The sequence below is a fragment of the Streptomyces fulvoviolaceus genome, assembly GCF_000718165.1.
Taxonomy (GTDB): domain Bacteria; phylum Actinomycetota; class Actinomycetes; order Streptomycetales; family Streptomycetaceae; genus Streptomyces; species Streptomyces fulvoviolaceus.
On the sequence record NZ_JOEY01000001.1, the window covers coordinates 143,415 to 159,935 of the forward strand.

General features: G+C 70.7%; 18 protein-coding genes. 6 read left to right on the plus strand and 12 right to left on the minus strand.

Features of this window, described 5'->3' with window-relative positions; genetic code table 11:
- Window positions 1–42 precede the first annotated feature (42 nt).
- On the plus strand, window positions 43–1,176 hold the full coding sequence (locus IG08_RS0100705) for an Mrp/NBP35 family ATP-binding protein (RefSeq protein ID WP_030594673.1): 1,134 nt from the start codon (window positions 43–45) through the stop codon (window positions 1,174–1,176).
- A gap of 72 nt (window positions 1,177–1,248) precedes the next feature.
- Here the strand turns inward: IG08_RS0100705 and IG08_RS0100710 are convergent, their stop codons facing one another.
- The 5 genes from IG08_RS0100710 to sigE form a co-directional block, all read right to left on the minus strand.
- A complete protein-coding gene (locus IG08_RS0100710) occupies window positions 1,249–1,923 on the minus strand; it encodes a hypothetical protein (RefSeq protein WP_030594676.1) in 675 nt (224 codons plus the stop codon).
- Window positions 1,924–2,169: 246 nt separating this feature from the next.
- The gene (locus IG08_RS0100715) at window positions 2,170–2,610 is read right to left on the minus strand and encodes a sec-independent translocase (RefSeq protein WP_030594677.1); all 441 of its coding nucleotides are present in this window, start codon (window positions 2,608–2,610) and stop codon (window positions 2,170–2,172) included.
- A 223-nt stretch (window positions 2,611–2,833) separates the two neighbouring features.
- The gene (locus tag IG08_RS0100720) at window positions 2,834–4,618 is read right to left on the minus strand and encodes a S1C family serine protease (RefSeq protein ID WP_030594680.1); all 1,785 of its coding nucleotides are present in this window, start codon (window positions 4,616–4,618) and stop codon (window positions 2,834–2,836) included.
- Between the two features lie 104 nt (window positions 4,619–4,722).
- Window positions 4,723–5,712 carry an anti-sigma factor family protein gene (locus IG08_RS0100725; RefSeq protein WP_030594682.1) on the minus strand — a complete coding sequence of 330 codons (990 nt, stop codon included), beginning with the start codon at window positions 5,710–5,712 and terminating at the stop codon, window positions 4,723–4,725.
- On the minus strand, window positions 5,709–6,482 hold the full coding sequence (gene sigE / locus IG08_RS0100730) for an RNA polymerase sigma factor SigE (RefSeq protein ID WP_234342771.1): 774 nt from the start codon (window positions 6,480–6,482) through the stop codon (window positions 5,709–5,711). Before sigE ends, IG08_RS0100725 begins: the two co-directional genes overlap by 4 nt.
- A 229-nt stretch (window positions 6,483–6,711) precedes the next feature.
- On the opposite strand from sigE, the gene IG08_RS0100735 reads away from it, so the two are divergent.
- Complete coding sequence (locus tag IG08_RS0100735; protein WP_078655375.1) at window positions 6,712–7,344, plus strand: O-methyltransferase; 633 nt, start codon at window positions 6,712–6,714, stop codon at window positions 7,342–7,344.
- Between the two features lie 141 nt (window positions 7,345–7,485).
- Here the strand turns inward: IG08_RS0100735 and IG08_RS56570 are convergent, their stop codons facing one another.
- A complete protein-coding gene (locus IG08_RS56570) occupies window positions 7,486–7,653 on the minus strand; it encodes a DUF3117 domain-containing protein (protein ID WP_003966491.1) in 168 nt (55 codons plus the stop codon).
- 377 nt (window positions 7,654–8,030) lie between these two features.
- On the opposite strand from IG08_RS56570, the gene chcB reads away from it, so the two are divergent.
- Window positions 8,031–8,822, plus strand: a complete 792-nt coding sequence (chcB, locus tag IG08_RS0100745; RefSeq protein ID WP_030594691.1) for a 2-cyclohexenylcarbonyl CoA isomerase — start codon at window positions 8,031–8,033, stop codon at window positions 8,820–8,822.
- 82 nt (window positions 8,823–8,904) lie between these two features.
- Here chcB and IG08_RS0100750 read toward each other — a convergent pair whose 3' ends face one another.
- Window positions 8,905–9,486 carry a DNA-3-methyladenine glycosylase I gene (locus IG08_RS0100750; RefSeq protein ID WP_030594701.1) on the minus strand — a complete coding sequence of 194 codons (582 nt, stop codon included), beginning with the start codon at window positions 9,484–9,486 and terminating at the stop codon, window positions 8,905–8,907.
- Window positions 9,483–9,836, minus strand: a complete 354-nt coding sequence (locus tag IG08_RS0100755; protein WP_030594704.1) for a DivIVA domain-containing protein — start codon at window positions 9,834–9,836, stop codon at window positions 9,483–9,485. Before IG08_RS0100755 ends, IG08_RS0100750 begins: the two co-directional genes overlap by 4 nt.
- A gap of 143 nt (window positions 9,837–9,979) precedes the next feature.
- On the opposite strand from IG08_RS0100755, the gene folP reads away from it, so the two are divergent.
- A complete protein-coding gene (gene folP / locus IG08_RS0100760; RefSeq protein ID WP_030594706.1) occupies window positions 9,980–10,840 on the plus strand; it encodes a dihydropteroate synthase in 861 nt (286 codons plus the stop codon).
- Between the two features lie 151 nt (window positions 10,841–10,991).
- Here folP and IG08_RS0100765 read toward each other — a convergent pair whose 3' ends face one another.
- Window positions 10,992–11,750 (minus strand): LOG family protein, encoded by a 759-nt coding sequence (locus tag IG08_RS0100765; RefSeq protein ID WP_030594709.1) that lies wholly within the window; start codon window positions 11,748–11,750, stop codon window positions 10,992–10,994.
- A 110-nt stretch (window positions 11,751–11,860) separates the two neighbouring features.
- Entirely contained in the window at window positions 11,861–12,940 is a 1,080-nt protein-coding gene (dapE, locus tag IG08_RS0100770; protein ID WP_030594712.1) for a succinyl-diaminopimelate desuccinylase, read from the minus strand.
- 96 nt (window positions 12,941–13,036) lie between these two features.
- Between dapE and IG08_RS0100775 the strand changes: the two genes are divergently transcribed.
- Complete coding sequence (locus tag IG08_RS0100775; protein WP_078655377.1) at window positions 13,037–14,014, plus strand: VldE C-terminal domain-containing protein; 978 nt, start codon at window positions 13,037–13,039, stop codon at window positions 14,012–14,014.
- A gap of 323 nt (window positions 14,015–14,337) precedes the next feature.
- On the plus strand, window positions 14,338–14,787 hold the full coding sequence (locus tag IG08_RS0100780) for a hypothetical protein (RefSeq protein WP_030594718.1): 450 nt from the start codon (window positions 14,338–14,340) through the stop codon (window positions 14,785–14,787).
- A 165-nt stretch (window positions 14,788–14,952) separates the two neighbouring features.
- On the opposite strand, the gene IG08_RS0100785 is transcribed toward IG08_RS0100780, so the two are convergent.
- Window positions 14,953–16,047 carry a bifunctional succinyldiaminopimelate transaminase/glutamate-prephenate aminotransferase gene (locus tag IG08_RS0100785; protein WP_030594721.1) on the minus strand — a complete coding sequence of 365 codons (1,095 nt, stop codon included), beginning with the start codon at window positions 16,045–16,047 and terminating at the stop codon, window positions 14,953–14,955.
- A 136-nt stretch (window positions 16,048–16,183) separates the two neighbouring features.
- A complete protein-coding gene (gene fdxA, locus IG08_RS0100790; RefSeq protein WP_019058397.1) occupies window positions 16,184–16,504 on the minus strand; it encodes a ferredoxin in 321 nt (106 codons plus the stop codon).
- Window positions 16,505–16,521 lie beyond the last annotated feature (17 nt).

Here is a 16,521-nt window from a genome sequence, read left to right on the forward strand (position 1 = left end):
GGGCATCCCGGGCCCCCGGTGCGGCGCCGTACCATCGTCCTTATGGCTAGCGAAGACGCTGTGCGTGAAGCACTGGCGACGGTGAACGACCCCGAGATCAACCGACCCATCACCGAACTGGGGATGGTCAAATCGGTGGAGATCGGTGCGGACGGAGCGGTCGCGGTCGCCGTGTACCTGACGGTCTCCGGCTGCCCCATGCGCGAGACGATCACGCAGCGGGTGACCGAGGCGGTCTCGCGCGTCGAGGGCGTCACCCGCGTCGATGTCGAGCTCGACGTGATGAGCGACGAGCAGCGCAAGGAACTGGCGACCGCGCTGCGCGGCGGGACGGCCGAGCGCGAGGTGCCCTTCGCGAAACCGGGCTCGCTCACGCGCGTGTACGCGGTCGCCTCCGGCAAGGGCGGCGTCGGCAAGTCCTCGGTCACGGTGAACCTGGCGGCCGCGATGGCCGCGGACGGCCTGAAGGTGGGCGTCGTCGACGCCGACATCTACGGCCACTCCGTGCCGCGCATGCTGGGCGCCGAAGGCCGTCCGACCCAGGTCGAGAACATGATCATGCCGCCGTCGGCGCACGGCGTGAAGGTCATCTCGATCGGCATGTTCACCCCGGGCAACGCCCCGGTCGTCTGGCGCGGTCCGATGCTCCACCGCGCGCTGCAGCAGTTCCTGGCGGACGTGTACTGGGGCGACCTGGACGTGCTGCTCCTCGACCTCCCGCCGGGCACCGGCGACATCGCCATCTCGGTGGCCCAGCTGGTCCCGAACGCCGAGATCCTGGTCGTGACGACGCCTCAGCAGGCGGCGGCGGAGGTGGCCGAGCGGGCGGGTTCCATCGCCGTCCAGACCCACCAGAAGATCGTCGGTGTGGTCGAGAACATGTCCGGCCTCCCGTGCCCCCACTGCGACGAGATGGTCGACGTCTTCGGCACCGGCGGCGGTCAGAGCGTCGCGGACGGCCTCACCCGCACGACCGGCGCCACGGTCCCCGTCCTCGGCTCCATCCCCATCGACGTCCGCCTCCGCGAGGGCGGCGACGACGGCAGGCCGGTGGTCCTGACCGACCCGGACTCCCCGGCGGGCGCGGCCCTGCGCGCGATCGCGGGGAAGCTCGGGGGACGGCAGCGGGGTCTTTCGGGACTGTCGCTCGGGATCACTCCCAGGAACAAGTTCTAGGTAACCCCAGGGGCGTGGGGAACTGCGCGACCAGCCACATACGGCCCGCAGTTCCCCACCCACCGCAGCGCGCTATCCGTACACGCTGATGTCCTTGATCATCGCGAAGCCCAGGCCGTACGCGCTCATGCCTCTCCCGTACGCCCCCACGTGCACCCCCTCCTGGGTCGAGCCGGCCAGTACCCAGCCGAACTCGGACTCCCGGTAGTGGAAGGGCGTCGGGACGCCGTCGACGGGCAGGGACAGCGTCGACCAGTCCGCCCCTTCCAGGTCGTCGGCCAGAGCCCATGCGGTCTCGGTCTGCTGTTCCAGCCAGTCGTCCCGCAGGGTGTGGTCCATCTGACCGGGCCAGGTGAAGGACAGCAGCCCCACACCGGCCAGCCACGCCGCCGAGGAGACCGACGTGGCCTCGAGCAGCCCCGTACCGTCGGCGCTGCGCCGGGACGGATTCGCGGCCACGGTGACGACGACCGCGAACTTCTCCTTGGGCTCGCCCGCGGCGGCCCCGACTGCGTACTCGTTCTTCACGGAGGGCTCGTCGCCGTGCCCGATCGACCCGTGTTCGACGGCCCCGTCGGCCGCCGTACCCACCTGCATCAGCCAGCGCGCCCCCGTGAAGGCCTCATCGAGGCCGTACCACGGGAAGGGCGCCAGCAGGTAGCCGTCGACCGTGCGCCGGGCGGAGGGGACCTGTTGTCCACCCTCCGCGGCCGGCGCCTGCGCGACTGCCCGACTCGTCGTCTCCATGTGCCCGGACGCCTCCTCGATCTCGTCGGACCGGACGGCCCGCCCCCCTTCGGGCGTACTCGTACGGTCCTGACAACAACTCGGCAGCATAGCCACCCCACCGGGACCAGCAGCGAAACCGACCGGCGCGTGGGTCGCCCGGAGGACGGGTTCAGGCCGTACGAAGTGGCTGCGGGGTATGAAACACATCACGCACGACAGAGCCGCACGTCGCTGACGTGCGGCTCCAGAGTGCGGTGACGTCGGTCAGGTGGCGTCCGCGTCGAAGATCGGGCGGTCGTCCTTGCCGTCGTCCTCGGGCTTCTTGGTCATGTCGATCCGGCCGCCCGACGAAGAGGGCGACGAAGACGACGAGGACTCCGACTCACGACCGTGGACGGCGTCGGTGACCTCGGCCATCTCCTTCTTCAGGTCGAAGCCGTTGCGGATCTCCTTGAGACCCAGCTCGTCGTTGTCCATCTGCTTGCGGATGAAGGCCTTGGGGTTCAGGTCCTCGAACTCGAAGTCCTTGAACTCCGGGCCCAGTTCGCTGCGGATGTCCTGCTTGGCGCTCTCCGAGAACTCCCGGATCTTGCGGATCGTCCGCGTGACGTCCTGGATCATCTTCGGGAGCTTGTCCGGGCCGAAGACGAGCACGGCGAGGACAACGAGCGTCACCAGCTCGAGCGGTCCTATGTCATTGAACACCTGAAGCTCCTTGCGATGTCCTCGGTCCTCGGCCCTCGGTGGTCTGCGTGGGTCTTCCGTGGTCCGGGCCGGGTCCACGGTACCTGCCGATCCCGTACGACCGGTACTGTCCCGTGGGCTCCGACTCCGGGCGGGTGGGCTGTTTTCCGCGTTGTTTGCCTCGTGGGACGGGGTTTGCGGGCCCGCCTGTGAGGTTTCTGTCAATCGGTTCTCTTAACCGCTCTTAATCGCCGTCCGAGGAGCCGAGCACCAGGGAGATGGTCATCTCCTTGCCGGCGCGCTCCACGGTGAGCTCGAGGCGGTCGCCGGGGCGGTGCGCGCGGGTCTTGACGATGAGCTCGTCGCCCGAGTGGACGCGCTGGCCGTCGACCTCGGTGATGACGTCGCCCGGCTTGATGCCCGCCTGGTCGCCGGGGCCGCCCTCGGTGACCCCGGCGCCGCCGTCGCTGCGCTTGGTTCCGACACGGGCGCCGTCGCCCGTGTACTCCATGTCGAGGGTGACGCCGATGACCGGGTGGGTCGCCCTGCCGGTGTTGATCAGTTCCTCCGCGACGCGCTTCGCCTGGTTGACGGGGATGGCGAAGCCGAGCCCTATGGAGCCGGACTGACTGCCGTCGACACTGTCGCTGTCGGCGGAGCGGATGGCGGAGTTGATGCCGATGACATGGGCCTTGGCGTCGAGGAGCGGTCCGCCGGAGTTGCCGGGGTTGATGGGCGCGTCGGTCTGCAGGGCGTCCACATACGACACGTCGCTCCCGTCGGCGCTGTCGCCGCCAGCCGTGATGGGCCGTTCCTTGGCGCTGATGATGCCGGAGGTGACGGTGCCCTCCAGGTCGTAGGGGGCACCGATGGCGACGACGGGGTCGCCGACCTGGACGTTGTCGGAGTTGCCGAGGGTCAGGGGCTGCAGGCCGCTGACGCCGCTGACCTTGACGACGGCGAGGTCGTAGCCGCTGTCGCGCCCGACCACGGTGGCTTTCGCCGTGTCCCCGCTGTGGAAGGTCAGGGAGATCTCGCCGTCCTCACCGGCGGGCTCCACGACGTGGTTGTTGGTGAGGATGTGGCCGCGGTCGTCGAGCACGAAGCCGGTTCCGGTGCCGGACTCCTCGGCGCCGCTCACATGCAGGGTCACCACGCTGGGCAGGGCCTTCGCGGCGATCCCGGCCACGCTGTCCGGGGCCCGCCCTGCGGGCTCGGCCCCGGCCTGCGGCAGCTCCACGTGCTCTACCCCGCCGTTGCGCTCCAGATAGGCCCCCACGACCCCGCCGACGCCTCCGGCGACGACAGCGAGCAGTACGGCCGCACCGGCCAGGGTCCTCCTGAGCCGCTTGCGCCGCTGGTCCGTGGTCGCGACCGCCGCGCCGTTCTGCTGGAGGGGGCCGTTGACGGGGGCCCAGGGGTCGTAGTTCTGCCAGGGGGTGGGGGCGGGCACGCCTGCGGCCGACGGCGGGACCGGTGCCTCGTACGACACGGGCGGCGCGGGCGTCTCGGGCGGCGCCGGTATCGCCGTGCCGTGCGCGGGGGTGGTCGCCGGGTGCTGGATGGGCGGAGCGGGGGCCCAGGGGCCCGGCACGCCGTACGGCGGGGTGCTGTGGGGGTTGGGGTCGTCCAGGGGCTCGGGATGGGCGGCAGGGGGCTCGGCGGGGCTCTCCGGGGCGAGGTTCTCGGCGGGCTCGGCGGCGGGCGCGGTCACCGAGGCGTCTTCCGTCGGCGGAACGGTCGCCGGCACGGGCCGTTGCAGCTCGAAGTCGCCGTTCGCGTCGGCCGCCGTCTGCGGAGCCCTGAGCTCGAAGTCGCCGTCCGTGCCGGTCAGGTCCTGCGGAGGCCTCAGTTCGAAGTCGCCGTCGGCAGCGCGGGCTTGTGTCACCGCGTCCGCGGTCGGGATCGGCGCCTGCTGCGCCCCGGTCGTCTCCTCGGGCGACGGTGTGTCCCCCTCCGCCGGCCCCGAAGGGTCCTGCGGCCGAGGTCGGCTCCACCACTTCGCCTTCGTGGGCTTCCCCTCGTCCATGCTCTCCCCACAGCTGACCGCGGCACGGCTCATCGGCAGTGGCCGCGGGTCGTCGACTCCCCTGTGGATTCAACCAGGTTCGCGCGCCGCCGCGCAGAGGCCGGTCAGCGAGGGGTGGCAGAAGGGGCGGAGGTCGCGTCGGGTACGCGTGTGGCGAGGAGGTCGGGGGTGGTGAGCTCCGGGTTCGTGGACCAGGAGGTCAGGGTGAGCGGCGGGGTCGCGCTGAGCGGACGTATCAAGGGGGACATCGCGGCGGCACCGGCCATCACGGGGGCCGTGAGGGTGTGGACGACCGCGTCCTGGACCTGGCCCGTGGCAGGGGCCGGCACTCCGGGCAGCAGCGGTGCGGACACCTGGGTCGGGGTGACCGGGGAGTCGCCGAGCATCCGCTGGCCCTGCTCCTGCGCGAGCAGCGGGCCGACACCGCGGCGCCGCTGGCCTTCGGGCGCCGTCGCGGATCCCGTGCCCTGGCTGCGCGCCGGGGTCACATTGCTGCCGGCCCCGGTACCGGAAGCGCGCGAGTCCGCGGTGTCAGTTGGCGCACCCGTAGTGACGCCGCCCAGCGCGATCGCGGCCAGCGACACCGCCCCGGCGGCGACGAACGCGAAGCGCATGCCGCGCGAGGCCGACCGCTCGGCCTCGTGACGGCTGACGTCGTGGATGCGGAAGCCGCGGTCCGGTGCGGACGGCAGCACGGAGGCGTGCGCGGCGGCGGGTACATAGCCGAACTCGAACCGCTCGCCACGCTTCGTTCCGAAGACCCCGGCGGCCCCGGGCCGTCCGGAGAGTCCGGCGAAGCCTCCCCCGCCGAACGGCGAGCCGTCGCCGTCGTCGGAGTCACCTCCCCCGGGAAGGCCCTGGAGGCGGGCGAGGAAGCTCTCGGAGGGCGGGGGCGGTGCGGCCTCCGCGAAGACGTTCTTCAGTCGGCGCTGTGCGTCGGCCTCGGCCTTGCACTTGGCGCAGGTGGCCAGATGCGCGAGGACGCGGTCCCGCGACTCATGACCGAGCTCACCGTCCACCAGGGCGGCGAGTCGATCTCCCAGATGCTGCTCCGCGAGGTGTCCCTCGCCGGGTTTGGGCCGAGATCCACTCACGCGGTCGCGCCCCCTCCCCCCAGAGCGGGCACACGCGGCATGAAGGAGCGGCGCTCGGCGCGGGCCTCGGGCGAACGGTGCGCGAGGGCCTTGCGCAGCTGGGAGCGGCCGCGGTGGATCCGCGAGCGGACCGTGCCGAGCTTGACGCCCAGGGTCGCGGCGATCTCCTCGTACGACAGTCCTTCGATGTCGCACAGGACGACCGCGGCGCGGAACTCGGGCGCGAGCGTGTCGAGGGCCTGCTGGACGTCGGCGTCGAAGTGCGCGTCGTTGAAGACCTGCTGCGGTGACGGCTCGCGGCTGGGCAGGCGCTCGGCCGCGTCCTCGCCGAGGGCGTCGAAGCGGATGCGCTGCTTGCGCCGGACCATGTCCAGGAAGAGGTTGGTGGTGATGCGGTGCAGCCAGCCCTCGAAGGTCCCCGGTGTGTACGTGGACAGCGAGCGGAAGACGCGGACGAAGACCTCCTGAGTGAGGTCCTCGGCGTCGTGCTGATTGCCGGTGAGGCGGTAGGCCAGCCGGTAGACCCGGCCGCTGTGGGTGCTGACGATCTCCTCCCAGGTGGGCGGAGTCCACGCCTGCCCGTCCGCGTCGCTGGAAAAAGTCGCGGTCTGGGCGTAGTCGCCGGCGTGGCGGTGGTCAGCAGCGGTGTTGTTCACGGATTTCGGCCTGCCCGCCGATCCGAGAAAGCGCCGAAGCACTCCTCCCCGATCCACAGGTACGGCCGCACCTCCCCTGTCGGCTCTGGTGGTGTCCAGTGGAGCCCCTACCATAGCCACCTCGCCCGTTAGCTCCGGATAAGCGGTTTTACGAGAAATTGATCTGGGCTGATACCGCTCGGACCGCTGCGTCAGCAGTTGCTCGAGCTCCTGCCCGTCATCGTGATCCAACTGTGTCCCCCCAGTCCGTCTCCCACCCCTCTAAACGCCCGGTCCCATCAGCAGGTTCCCGGCACCAACGGATACAGTCACGCCCAGGCAACCACGGGGACAGGAGAGGGTCATTACCGGCAACCGGCAGACGAGCTGGGCGTTCGCCGACGCCTACGTCGCCGAGGACGAAGTGCTGCGCTGGGCTCGCGACCGGGCCCGTGAGGCGGGCCTGCGCTCGGTGTCGCCCGGCACGGGCGCGGCGCTGCGGTTGCTCGCCGCCACCGTGGACGCGAAGGCGGTCGCGGAGATCGGCACCGGGACCGGCGTGTCGGGCATCCATCTGCTGCACGGCATGCGCCCGGACGGCGTCCTGACCACCGTCGACCCCGAGCCCGAGCACCAGCAGTTCGCCCGCCAGGCCTTCCGCGCCTCCGGCTTCGCCAGCAACCGGGCCCGTTTCATCCCGGGCCGCGCCCTGGACGTCCTGCCCCGCCTCGCGGACGCCGGCTACGACCTCGTCTTCTGCGACGGCGACCGGCAGGAGGTCATGGACTACTTCGCTGAATCGTTGCGCCTGCTGCGTCCCGGCGGGCTCGTCGTCTTCGAGGGCGTCTTCGCGAACGGCCGGACGGTGGACTCGGGGCCGCAGCCCACGGAGGTCCTGCGGCTGCGCGAGCTGCTGCGCGCGGTGCGCGAGACCCAGGAACTGGTGCCGTCACTGCTCCCGGTGGGTGACGGGCTGCTGTGCGCGGTCAAGCGGTGACCTGCGAATAGGCCGTACGTGATCCTCGTACCGCCGCCCGTGCCTGATCCGTGTCACCGACCCACCGGACAAGCAACTGCCCCGGCACCATGTGCGATGCCGGGGCAGCCGAAAAGCTGAAAGGGTATGGTCGCTTCCGCGTCAGCCGACGACCTTCTTGAGGGCGTCGCCGAGCGCGTCGGCCTCGTCAGGGGTCAGCTCGACGACGAGCCGACCGCCGCCTTCGAGCGGAACGCGCATGACGATGCCCCGCCCCTCCTTTGTCACCTCGAGCGGGCCATCGCCCGTCCGCGGCTTCATGGCCGCCATGCTCGTTCCCCTTCCTGAAACCAGCTCATAGTCAAAGCCGACAGCCCTGGAGGGCACGCGTATTCCTGGAGTGGGACACGCGACACCGGCATCGAACACATTGCTTCCAAGCCATTATCCCGCATCTCAGGACCCGATGACCAACATCAGTCGGCATCGCTTGGGCAACGCGCGCGAGCAAAACCACTCAATTCGGCGATGTGACTGCGATACTGCGCCGCCGCGGGGACATCCGCCGACCGGATCCGGTGCCCTTTTCTTTGACGCAGGTCACACGTCGGGTCCGGTCCGCGGACGGTGATCTCCGCCATGCTGTCCTTCGGAGACGAAGACGTACCGACGAGTACGTCGAGCCGCGACACCGGAGGGGATACGCCATGGCCGACACCGTGCTCTACGAGGTGAGCGACGGACTCGCGACGATCACGCTGAACCGCCCCGAGGCGATGAACGCGCTGAACATCGCCACGAAGGTCGCTCTGCGGGAGGCCGTGGAGTCGGCGGCCTCGGACGACGCCGTACGGGCCGTGCTGCTCACCGCCGCCGGGGAGCGGGCGTTCTGCGTGGGGCAGGACCTCAAGGAGCACATCGGGTTGCTGGCCGAGGGCTCCGAGGTCGTCATGAGCACCGTCAAGGAGCACTACAACCCCGTCGTGAAGGCGCTGACGGAGATGCGGAAGCCCGTGGTGGCCGGGGTGAACGGGGTCGCGGCCGGGGCCGGGTTCGGGATCGCGCTCGCCGCGGACTACCGGGTCGTGGCGGATACGGCGGCTTTCAACACGTCGTTCGCGGGGGTCGCGCTGACGGCCGACTCGGGGATCTCCTGGACCCTGCCGAGGGTTGTCGGGCCGGGGCGGGCTGCCGACCTGCTGCTCTTCCCTCGGAGCATCTCCGCGCAGGACGCGTATGAGCTGGGGATCGCGAACCGGCTGGTGCCCACGGGTGAGCTGCGCGCGGAGGCCGAGAAGGTGGCGCGGACTCTTGCCGAGGGGCCGACGGTGGCTTACGGAGCGATCAAGGAGTCCGTCGCTTACGGGCTGTCCCACACTCTGGCGGAGACGCTGGAGAAGGAGGACGAGCTGCAGGGGCGGGCGGGGGCGTCCGAGGACCATGCGATTGCTGTGCGGGCGTTTGTGAACAAGGAGAAGCCGAAGTACTTGGGGCGGTGAGCGCCGTCGGGGGGGGTGCGAGTGCGCTGTGGCTGGTCGCGCCCACGCGGCGGAGCCGCAAATCGATACAGCCCCGCGCCCCTTACGGGGCGCTCCTGGCCACGCATGTCTGCAAGTGGTCGTCCACCAAGCCGCACGCCTGCATCAGGGCGTAGGCCGTCGTCGGGCCCACGAAGCGGAGACCCCGTTTCTTCAACGCCTTGGACAGGGCCGTCGAGTCGTCCGTGACCGCCGGGACGTCTGCCAAGGTCTTCGGGGCCGGTCCCGGGGTCGGCGCGTGGGACCAGATCAAGGCGTCCAGATCACCCGGGGTCCATTCAGCCAGCACGCGTGCGTTGGCGAGCGTCGCGTCGATCTTGGCGCGGTTGCGGATGATGCCCGCGTCGGCGAGCAGGCGGTCGCGGTCGGCGTCGGTGAAGGCCGCCACGTCCGTGATCTTGAAGCCCGCGAAGGCCGTACGGAAGCCCTCGCGGCGGCGCAGGATGGTGATCCAGGACAGGCCGGACTGGAAGGCCTCCAGGCTGAGGCGTTCGAAGAGCGCGTCGTCGCCGTGGACCGGGCGGCCCCACTCCTCGTCGTGGTACGCCACGTAGTCCTCGGTGGACAGCGCCCAGGGGCAGCGCAGCGCGCCGTCCGGACCGGCGAGGGCGGCCCCGTCGCTCACTGCTGCTCCCCCGGGCCCTGGGCGGGCTTCTCCATGGAGACATGGGCCGCTGCCTGCGCACCGGCCAGCGCGGACTCCAGGTCGGCGATACGGGCGTCGCGCTCGGCGAGTTCGGCGCCGAGGCGGCCGAGCGCGTCGTCCACGTCGGCCATGCGGTAGCCGCGGGCGGCGAGCGGGAAGCGCAGGCTGTCGATGTCACCGCGGTGGACCGGGCGGTCCGGCGGCAGGGGGTCCTGCAGCCGCTCGGGGGCGGCCTCCGGCAGCGGGCCGTCGCTCTCGCCGCCGCCCACCACGGCGAGCGTCACCGCGGCGACCACGACCGCGAGCGCGATGACCAGGAACAAGAACATAACCATCGCTGAGGTCCCCATGGTCCCTGCCGACGGCTGGGCGCCGGCGTCGAATGTGTCAGGGTCCGATCGTGCCATGCGAGTCTGACAGTTAGGGTCGCAGGCGGCCGATGATCAGGACGTACGAAGTGAGGTCACAGGGGATGCTCAGGCTGGGCAGGCGTGAATTCGACACGCACGAGCCGGTGATCATGGCGATCGTGAACCGGACCCCCGACTCCTTCTACGACCAGGGGGCGACGTTCCGCGACGAGCCCGCCCTCGCGCGCGTGGAGCAGGCCGTGGCCGAGGGCGCCGCCATCATCGACATCGGCGGCGTCAAGGCCGGGCCCGGCGAGGAGGTGTCCGCCGAGGAGGAGGCGCGGCGGACGGTCGGCTTCGTGGCGGAGGTGCGGCGGCGGTTCCCCGATGTCGTCATCAGCGTGGACACCTGGCGGGCAGACGTCGGGGAGGCCGTGTGCGAGGTCGGGGCGGATCTGCTCAACGACGCGTGGGGTGGGGTGGATCCGGGGCTGGCCGAGGTCGCCGCGCGGTACGGGGTGGGGCTGGTGTGTACGCATGCGGGGGGCTCGGAGCCGCGTACCCGGCCGCATCGGGTGACGTACGACGACGTCATGGCCGACATTCTGCGGGTGACCCTGGGTCTTGCCGAGCGGGCCGTGGCGTTGGGGGTGCCGCGGGAGTCCGTGATGATCGATCCCGGGCACGACTTCGGGAAGAACACGCGGCACAGTCTCGAGGCGACTCGGCGGTTGGGCGAGATGGTGTCCACCGGGTGGCCGGTGCTGGTGTCGCTGTCCAACAAGGACTTCGTCGGGGAGACGTTGGACAAGCCGGTGAAGGAGCGGGTGGTGGGGACGCTCGCGACGACTGCGGTGTCGGCGTGGCTCGGGGCTCAGGTGTACCGGGTGCACGAGGTGGCGGAGACGCGGCAGGTGCTGGACATGGTGTCGTCGATCGCGGGGCATCGTCCGCCGGCGGTCGCCCGGCGGGGGCTGGCGTAGGGCCGACGGCGGAGCCGCCGATGGATGCAGCCTCGTCCCCGCTGCCCCTACCCGTCCCTGGGGGCTGCCGCCCCCAGATCCGCCTGAACGGCCTCGTCCTCAAACGCCGGACGGGCTGAAATGCCCGTCCGGCGTTGAGAGATGAGCTCCGCTAGCGGCCCGCCTCCTTCGACACCAGCGCCACCGCCTCGTCGATGTCGTCCGTCACGTGGAACAGCAGCAGGTCCTTCTCCGACGCCTTGCCCTGGGCGATCAGGGTGTTCTTGAGCCAGTCCACCAGGCCGCCCCAGTACTCGCTGCCGAAGAGGACGATCGGGAAGCGGGTGACCTTCTGGGTCTGGACGAGCGTCAACGCCTCGAACAATTCGTCCAGGGTGCCGAGGCCGCCCGGCAGGACCACGAAGCCCTGCGCGTACTTCACGAACATCATCTTGCGGACGAAGAAGTAGCGGAAGTTGAGGCCGATGTCGACGTAGGGGTTGAGCCCCTGCTCGAAGGGGAGCTCGATGCCGAGGCCGACGGAGATGCCCTTCGCCTCGCAGGCGCCCTTGTTGGCCGCCTCCATGGCCCCGGGGCCACCGCCGGTGATGACGGCGAAGCCGGCCTCCACCAGGCCTCGGCCCAACCGCACGCCCGCCTCGTACTCCGGCGAGTCCTGCAGCGTCCTCGCCGAGCCGAACACACTGATCGCGGGCGGGAGTTCGGCCAGTGTGCCGAAGCCCTCGATGAACTCCGACTGGATGCGGAGCACGCGCCAGGGATCCGTGTGGACCCAGTCCGAGGGACCCCCGGCATCCAGCAGCCGCTGGTCCGTCGTGCTCGCCGTCACCTGTCCGCGCCTCCGGAGGACCGGTCCCAGGCGCTGCTCCTCCGGTGGCTGCTTCTTGCCCTCGGGGTTGCCTGTAGCCATGTGCGCTCCCTCCTTGCGGGGTCTTTCCACCTCAGCGTAGATCTACGCGGGTTACGGACGGGGGACGCGAGCATGTCCGCCATGAAGCGCCACCGCGCACGCTCGTCCCGTCACGCGGTCAGCCAGGACCTCAACCGCTCCTCCGCCACCGGGATCAGCGAGGCCTTCACCCGCTCGTCCACCTTGTGCGCCAGCAGCGGGTTGCCCGGGCTGTAGTTCACGGCGGGCACGCCCAGCGCGCTGAAGCGGGCGACGTCCGTCCAGCCGAACTTGGGGAAGGCCTCGCCGCCGACCGCGGCCATGAAGGCCTGGGCGACGGGATGGGTGAGGCCGGGGCGGGCGCCGCCGGTGTGGTCGTCGACGACGAACTCGTCCACGCCGCAGTCCGCGAAGTAGTCCCGGACGAAGGCCTCCGCCTCCTCCTCGCTCCGGTCCGGTGCGTAGCGGAAGTTGACTACGAGGGTGCAGGCATCGGGGATGACATTGGTGGCGACGCCTCCCTCGACACGTACGGCGTTGAGGCCCTCGTGGAACTGGAGGCCGTCCACGACGGGCCTGCGCGGCTCGTACGCGGCGAGCTTCGCGAGGGCCGGGGCGGCGGCGTGGATCGCGTTGGAGCCCATCCACGCGCGCGCGGAGTGCGCCCGCTCCCCCTTGAACTTCAGGAACACCCGGAGCGTGCCCTGGCAGCCGCCCTCCACCTGGTTGTCCGTCGGCTCGAGCAGCACCGCGAAGTCGCCCTCCAGCCACTCCGGGTGGGCCTCGGCCACATGACGGAGGCCGTTCAGCTCCGCGGCGACCTCTTCGTTGTCGTAGAAGACGAAGGTGAGGTCGCGGTTGGGCTCCGGGAGCGTCGCCGCGATGCGCAGCTGTACCGCGACCCCGGACTTCATGTCGCAGGTGCCGCAACCCCACAGGTAGCCCTCGTCGTCGAGCCGCGAGGGGACGTTGTCCGCGATCGGGACGGTGTCGATGTGGCCGGCGAGAATGACGCGTTCCGGGCGACCCAGGTCCGTGCGGGCGACGACGTTGTTGCCGTACCGGTCGACCGTCAGGTGCGGCAGAGCACGCAGGGCGGTCTCGATCGCGTCCGCGAGGGGCTTCTCGGTGCCGCTCTCGGAGGGGAAGTCGACGAGCTGAGCGGTGAGCTGAGCGGCGTCCAGCGTGAGGTCAAGTGGGGTGTCGGCCATGCTCTCGACCCTAACTCCCCCGGAACGCCCCCGACCGTCCCGCCCGCTGTCCCCAACCGGCACATCCGGCACAGTACTCTCCAGTATCTTTGCCGGATGCCAGAGCCGTCATCCCCTACTCGCAGCCGTCGTGGCCGCTTCTTCCGCTTCGCGGCGGCGGTCGTGGTCCTGTGTGCCGTCGCCGGTTACCTCGTGGTGCAGTACGTCACCGGAGGCGCGGGCGACCCGGGGTGCAGAGTGGTCTCGGCGGACGGCAAGGGAGCGACGTACGAGTTCACCTCGGAGCAGGCGGTGAACGCGGCGACGATCGCCGCCGTCGGCACCGGGCGCGGTCTGCCCGAGCGGGCCGTGACCATCGCGCTCGCCACCTCGCTCCAGGAGTCGGGGCTGCGCAACATCACCCACGGCGACCGTGATTCGCTCGGCCTGTTCCAGCAGCGGCCCTCGCAGGGCTGGGGCACGAAAAAAGAGATCATGGACCCGACGTACGCGGCGGACATCTTCTACAAGCACCTGGTCAAGGTGGACGACTACCAGGACCTCCCGCTGACCGTCGCCGCGCAGCGCGTGCAGCGCAGCGGCTTCCCGGAGGCGTACGCGAAGCACGAGCCGGACGCCACGCTGCTCGCCGCCGCGCTCACCGGCGAGGCGGCGGCCACGCTGACCTGTGACGGACGCCAGGCCACCGCCCAGGCCACGGGTCCGGACGCGGTGCGCTCCGCGCTCGTACGGGACTTCGGGCGGGACGTGCTGGAGACCACCGCCGCCGAGGTGGGCGGCAAGGCGACGCCCACGCCGACGCCCTCCGCGAGCAGGAGCGGCGAGCGGACCGTGACCCTGCCCGTCTCCGAGAACACGAGCCCGGGCTCGAAGCGCAGCCTCCGGGAGCGCGGCTGGCAGCTCGCCCACTGGGCCGTGGCCAACGCCTCCGCGCTGCACATCGAACGCGTCTCGTACGCCGGGCGCCAGTGGACCGCCGGGAACACCGACAGCCGGTGGCGTGCGGCGGACACCAAGGGCACCTCAGGCGCGGCGAAGGACGCGGACGCCGTGCGCATCGTGACCGCGCCGTAGTACGGGCAACCGTACGGATGATCACCCGGAAGGGTTACGTCCGCCCGGCGCGGCCGTGGGTGTGCGCAGGTTTTCGCCCGGTCACCCTCGTATCCGTCAAAACCCTTGAGGACAAAGGGCTGTAAGGATTCAGCGGACTTTCGGACCGGGCACTTTTTGCCCGTTTTTATCCGCAGGCGATTATGCGACGCATTGCCAACTCTTTACGTTGGCGCGCCGCAACCTTCGCGGGCTTCGAGCGGTAGTCACTGCGTCCGAGCCCGGAGATCAACTGCCGGGTGAGGTCGGAACACTTCCTCGTTCTCTCCCGTCAAAGGAGCATCATGTCCCTCCCCCTGACCCGCAGGATCGCCCGTGCCGCGCTGCTCGTCGCTGCGGGAGCGGCAGCCGGGGTCGGTGCGGCCGGCTCCGCCAGTGCGGCCCCCGCCGAACTGCCCGCCACCCCGAACCTGGGCGGGCTGACCGCCCTGGACGCGGCGAACGTCGGCAACACCGTCGACGGTGCGGCGCAGAACCTGACCGGCACCGCGGGTGAGACCGGCGGCAAGGCCGTCAAGAAGGCCGTGCCCACCGCGGGCAAGACCAGCGGCAAGGCCGTGAAGAAGGCGGCTCCCGCGGCGCAGAAGACCGCGGGCGAGGCGGCCGGCTCCGCCGGGGACATCCTCGGTGACACCGCGTCCACCGCGACGAAGGGCGGCCTCCCGACGGACTCCCTCACCAAGGGTGGCCTGCCGACGGAGTCCCTCCCGGTGAAGAGCCTGCCGCTCGGCTGAGCGCCTGGCTTTCGCAGCGAACGGTGACGGGGTCCAGGGAGTTGTTCCCTGGACCCCGTTGCCGTGTGTGCCTACGTCGGCAGAGGCCGGGGCGTGTTCGGACGGTGCCCGGCGCTGCAGGCTGCGCCCACCCGTTCCGCCCTGCGGAACGACTGCCCACAGCGGTCACGCCAGCCGCTCGACCGCCGCTCGCACCCGCTCGTCGGTCGCCGTAAGAGCGACTCGTACGAACTTCTCCCCCGCCTCGCCGTAGAAGTCGCCCGGCGCCACCAGGATGCCCAGGTCGGCGAGGTGGGCGACCGTGGCCCAGCAGGACTCGTCCTTCGTGGCCCAGAGGTAGAGGCTGGCCTCGCTGTGCTCGATGCGGAAGCCGTGGTTCAGCAGGGCCTCGCGCAGGAGCGTGCGGCGGGCCAGGTACCGCTCGCGCTGTTCGCGGACGTGGGTGTCGTCGCCCAGGGCCGCCACGACGGCCGCCTGGGTGGGCGCCGAGGTCATCATGCCGCCGTGCTTGCGGATCTGCAGGAGCGGGGCGAGGACGGCCGGGTCGCCGGCCAGGAAGGCGGCGCGGTAACCCGCCAGGTTCGAGCGCTTCGAGAGCGAGTGGACGGCCACGATGCCGTCGTAGGAACCGCCGTTCACCTCCGGGTGCAGGACCGAGACCGGGTCGGCCTCCCAGCCCAGCTCGAGGTAGCACTCGTCGGAGAAGAGCAGGACGTCGTGCTCGCGGGCCCAGGCCACGATCCGGGTCAGCTCGGCCTTGGACAGCACCTTGCCCGTCGGGTTCGACGGGGAGTTCAGCCAGAGGAGCTTCAGGCCGGTCGGGTCCAGGTCCGTCGGGTCGTCGTAGACCTCGTACTCCGCGCGGGCCAGGCGCGCGCCGACCTCGTACGTCGGGTAGGCCAGCCGCGGGTACGCGACCCGGTCGCCGGGGCCGAGGCCCAGCTGGGTGGGGAGCCAGGCGACGAGTTCCTTGGAGCCGACGATCGGCAGGACGTGCCGATGGGTGACCTCGCGGGCGCCCAGGCGGCGCTCCAGCCAGCCCGTGATCGCGTCGCGCAGCGCCGGGGTGCCCCAGACCGTCGGATAGCCCGGAGAGTCCGCCGCGTCGATGAGCGCCTTCTGGATCAGCTCGGGGACCGGGTCGACGGGGGTGCCGACCGACAGGTCGACGATGCCGCCGGGGTGCGCAGAGGCCGTCTTCTTGTACGGCTCCAGCTTGTCCCAGGGGAAGGTGGGGAGGCGGTCGGAGACTGCGGACACGGTGTCTGGCTCACTTTCTCGTACGGCACTCGTACGGCCCTCGTATGGCACCCCTACGGCAAACGCCTCGGCCCCGTACGGCGATCAGGCGTGATCAAGCCGTACGGGACCGAGGCGGCGCGGGTGCGGGCCGCTCTTACTGGTTCTGCGGCGGCAGCGCGGCGACGAAGGGGTGGTCGCGCTCGATCAGGCCCAGCTTGCTGGCGCCGCCGGGAGAGCCGAGTTCGTCGAAGAACTCGACGTTCGCCTTGTAGTAGTCCTTCCACTCCTCCGGAGTGTCGTCTTCGTAGAAGATCGCCTCGACCGGGCAGACCGGCTCACAGGCACCACAGTCGACGCATTCGTCCGGGTGGATGTACAAGGACCGGGAGCCCTCGTAGATGCAGTCGACCGGGCACTCCTCGATGCACGCCTTGTCCTTGACGTCGACACAAGGCTGCGCGATGACGTAGGTCACGCTGTCGTTCCTCCTCG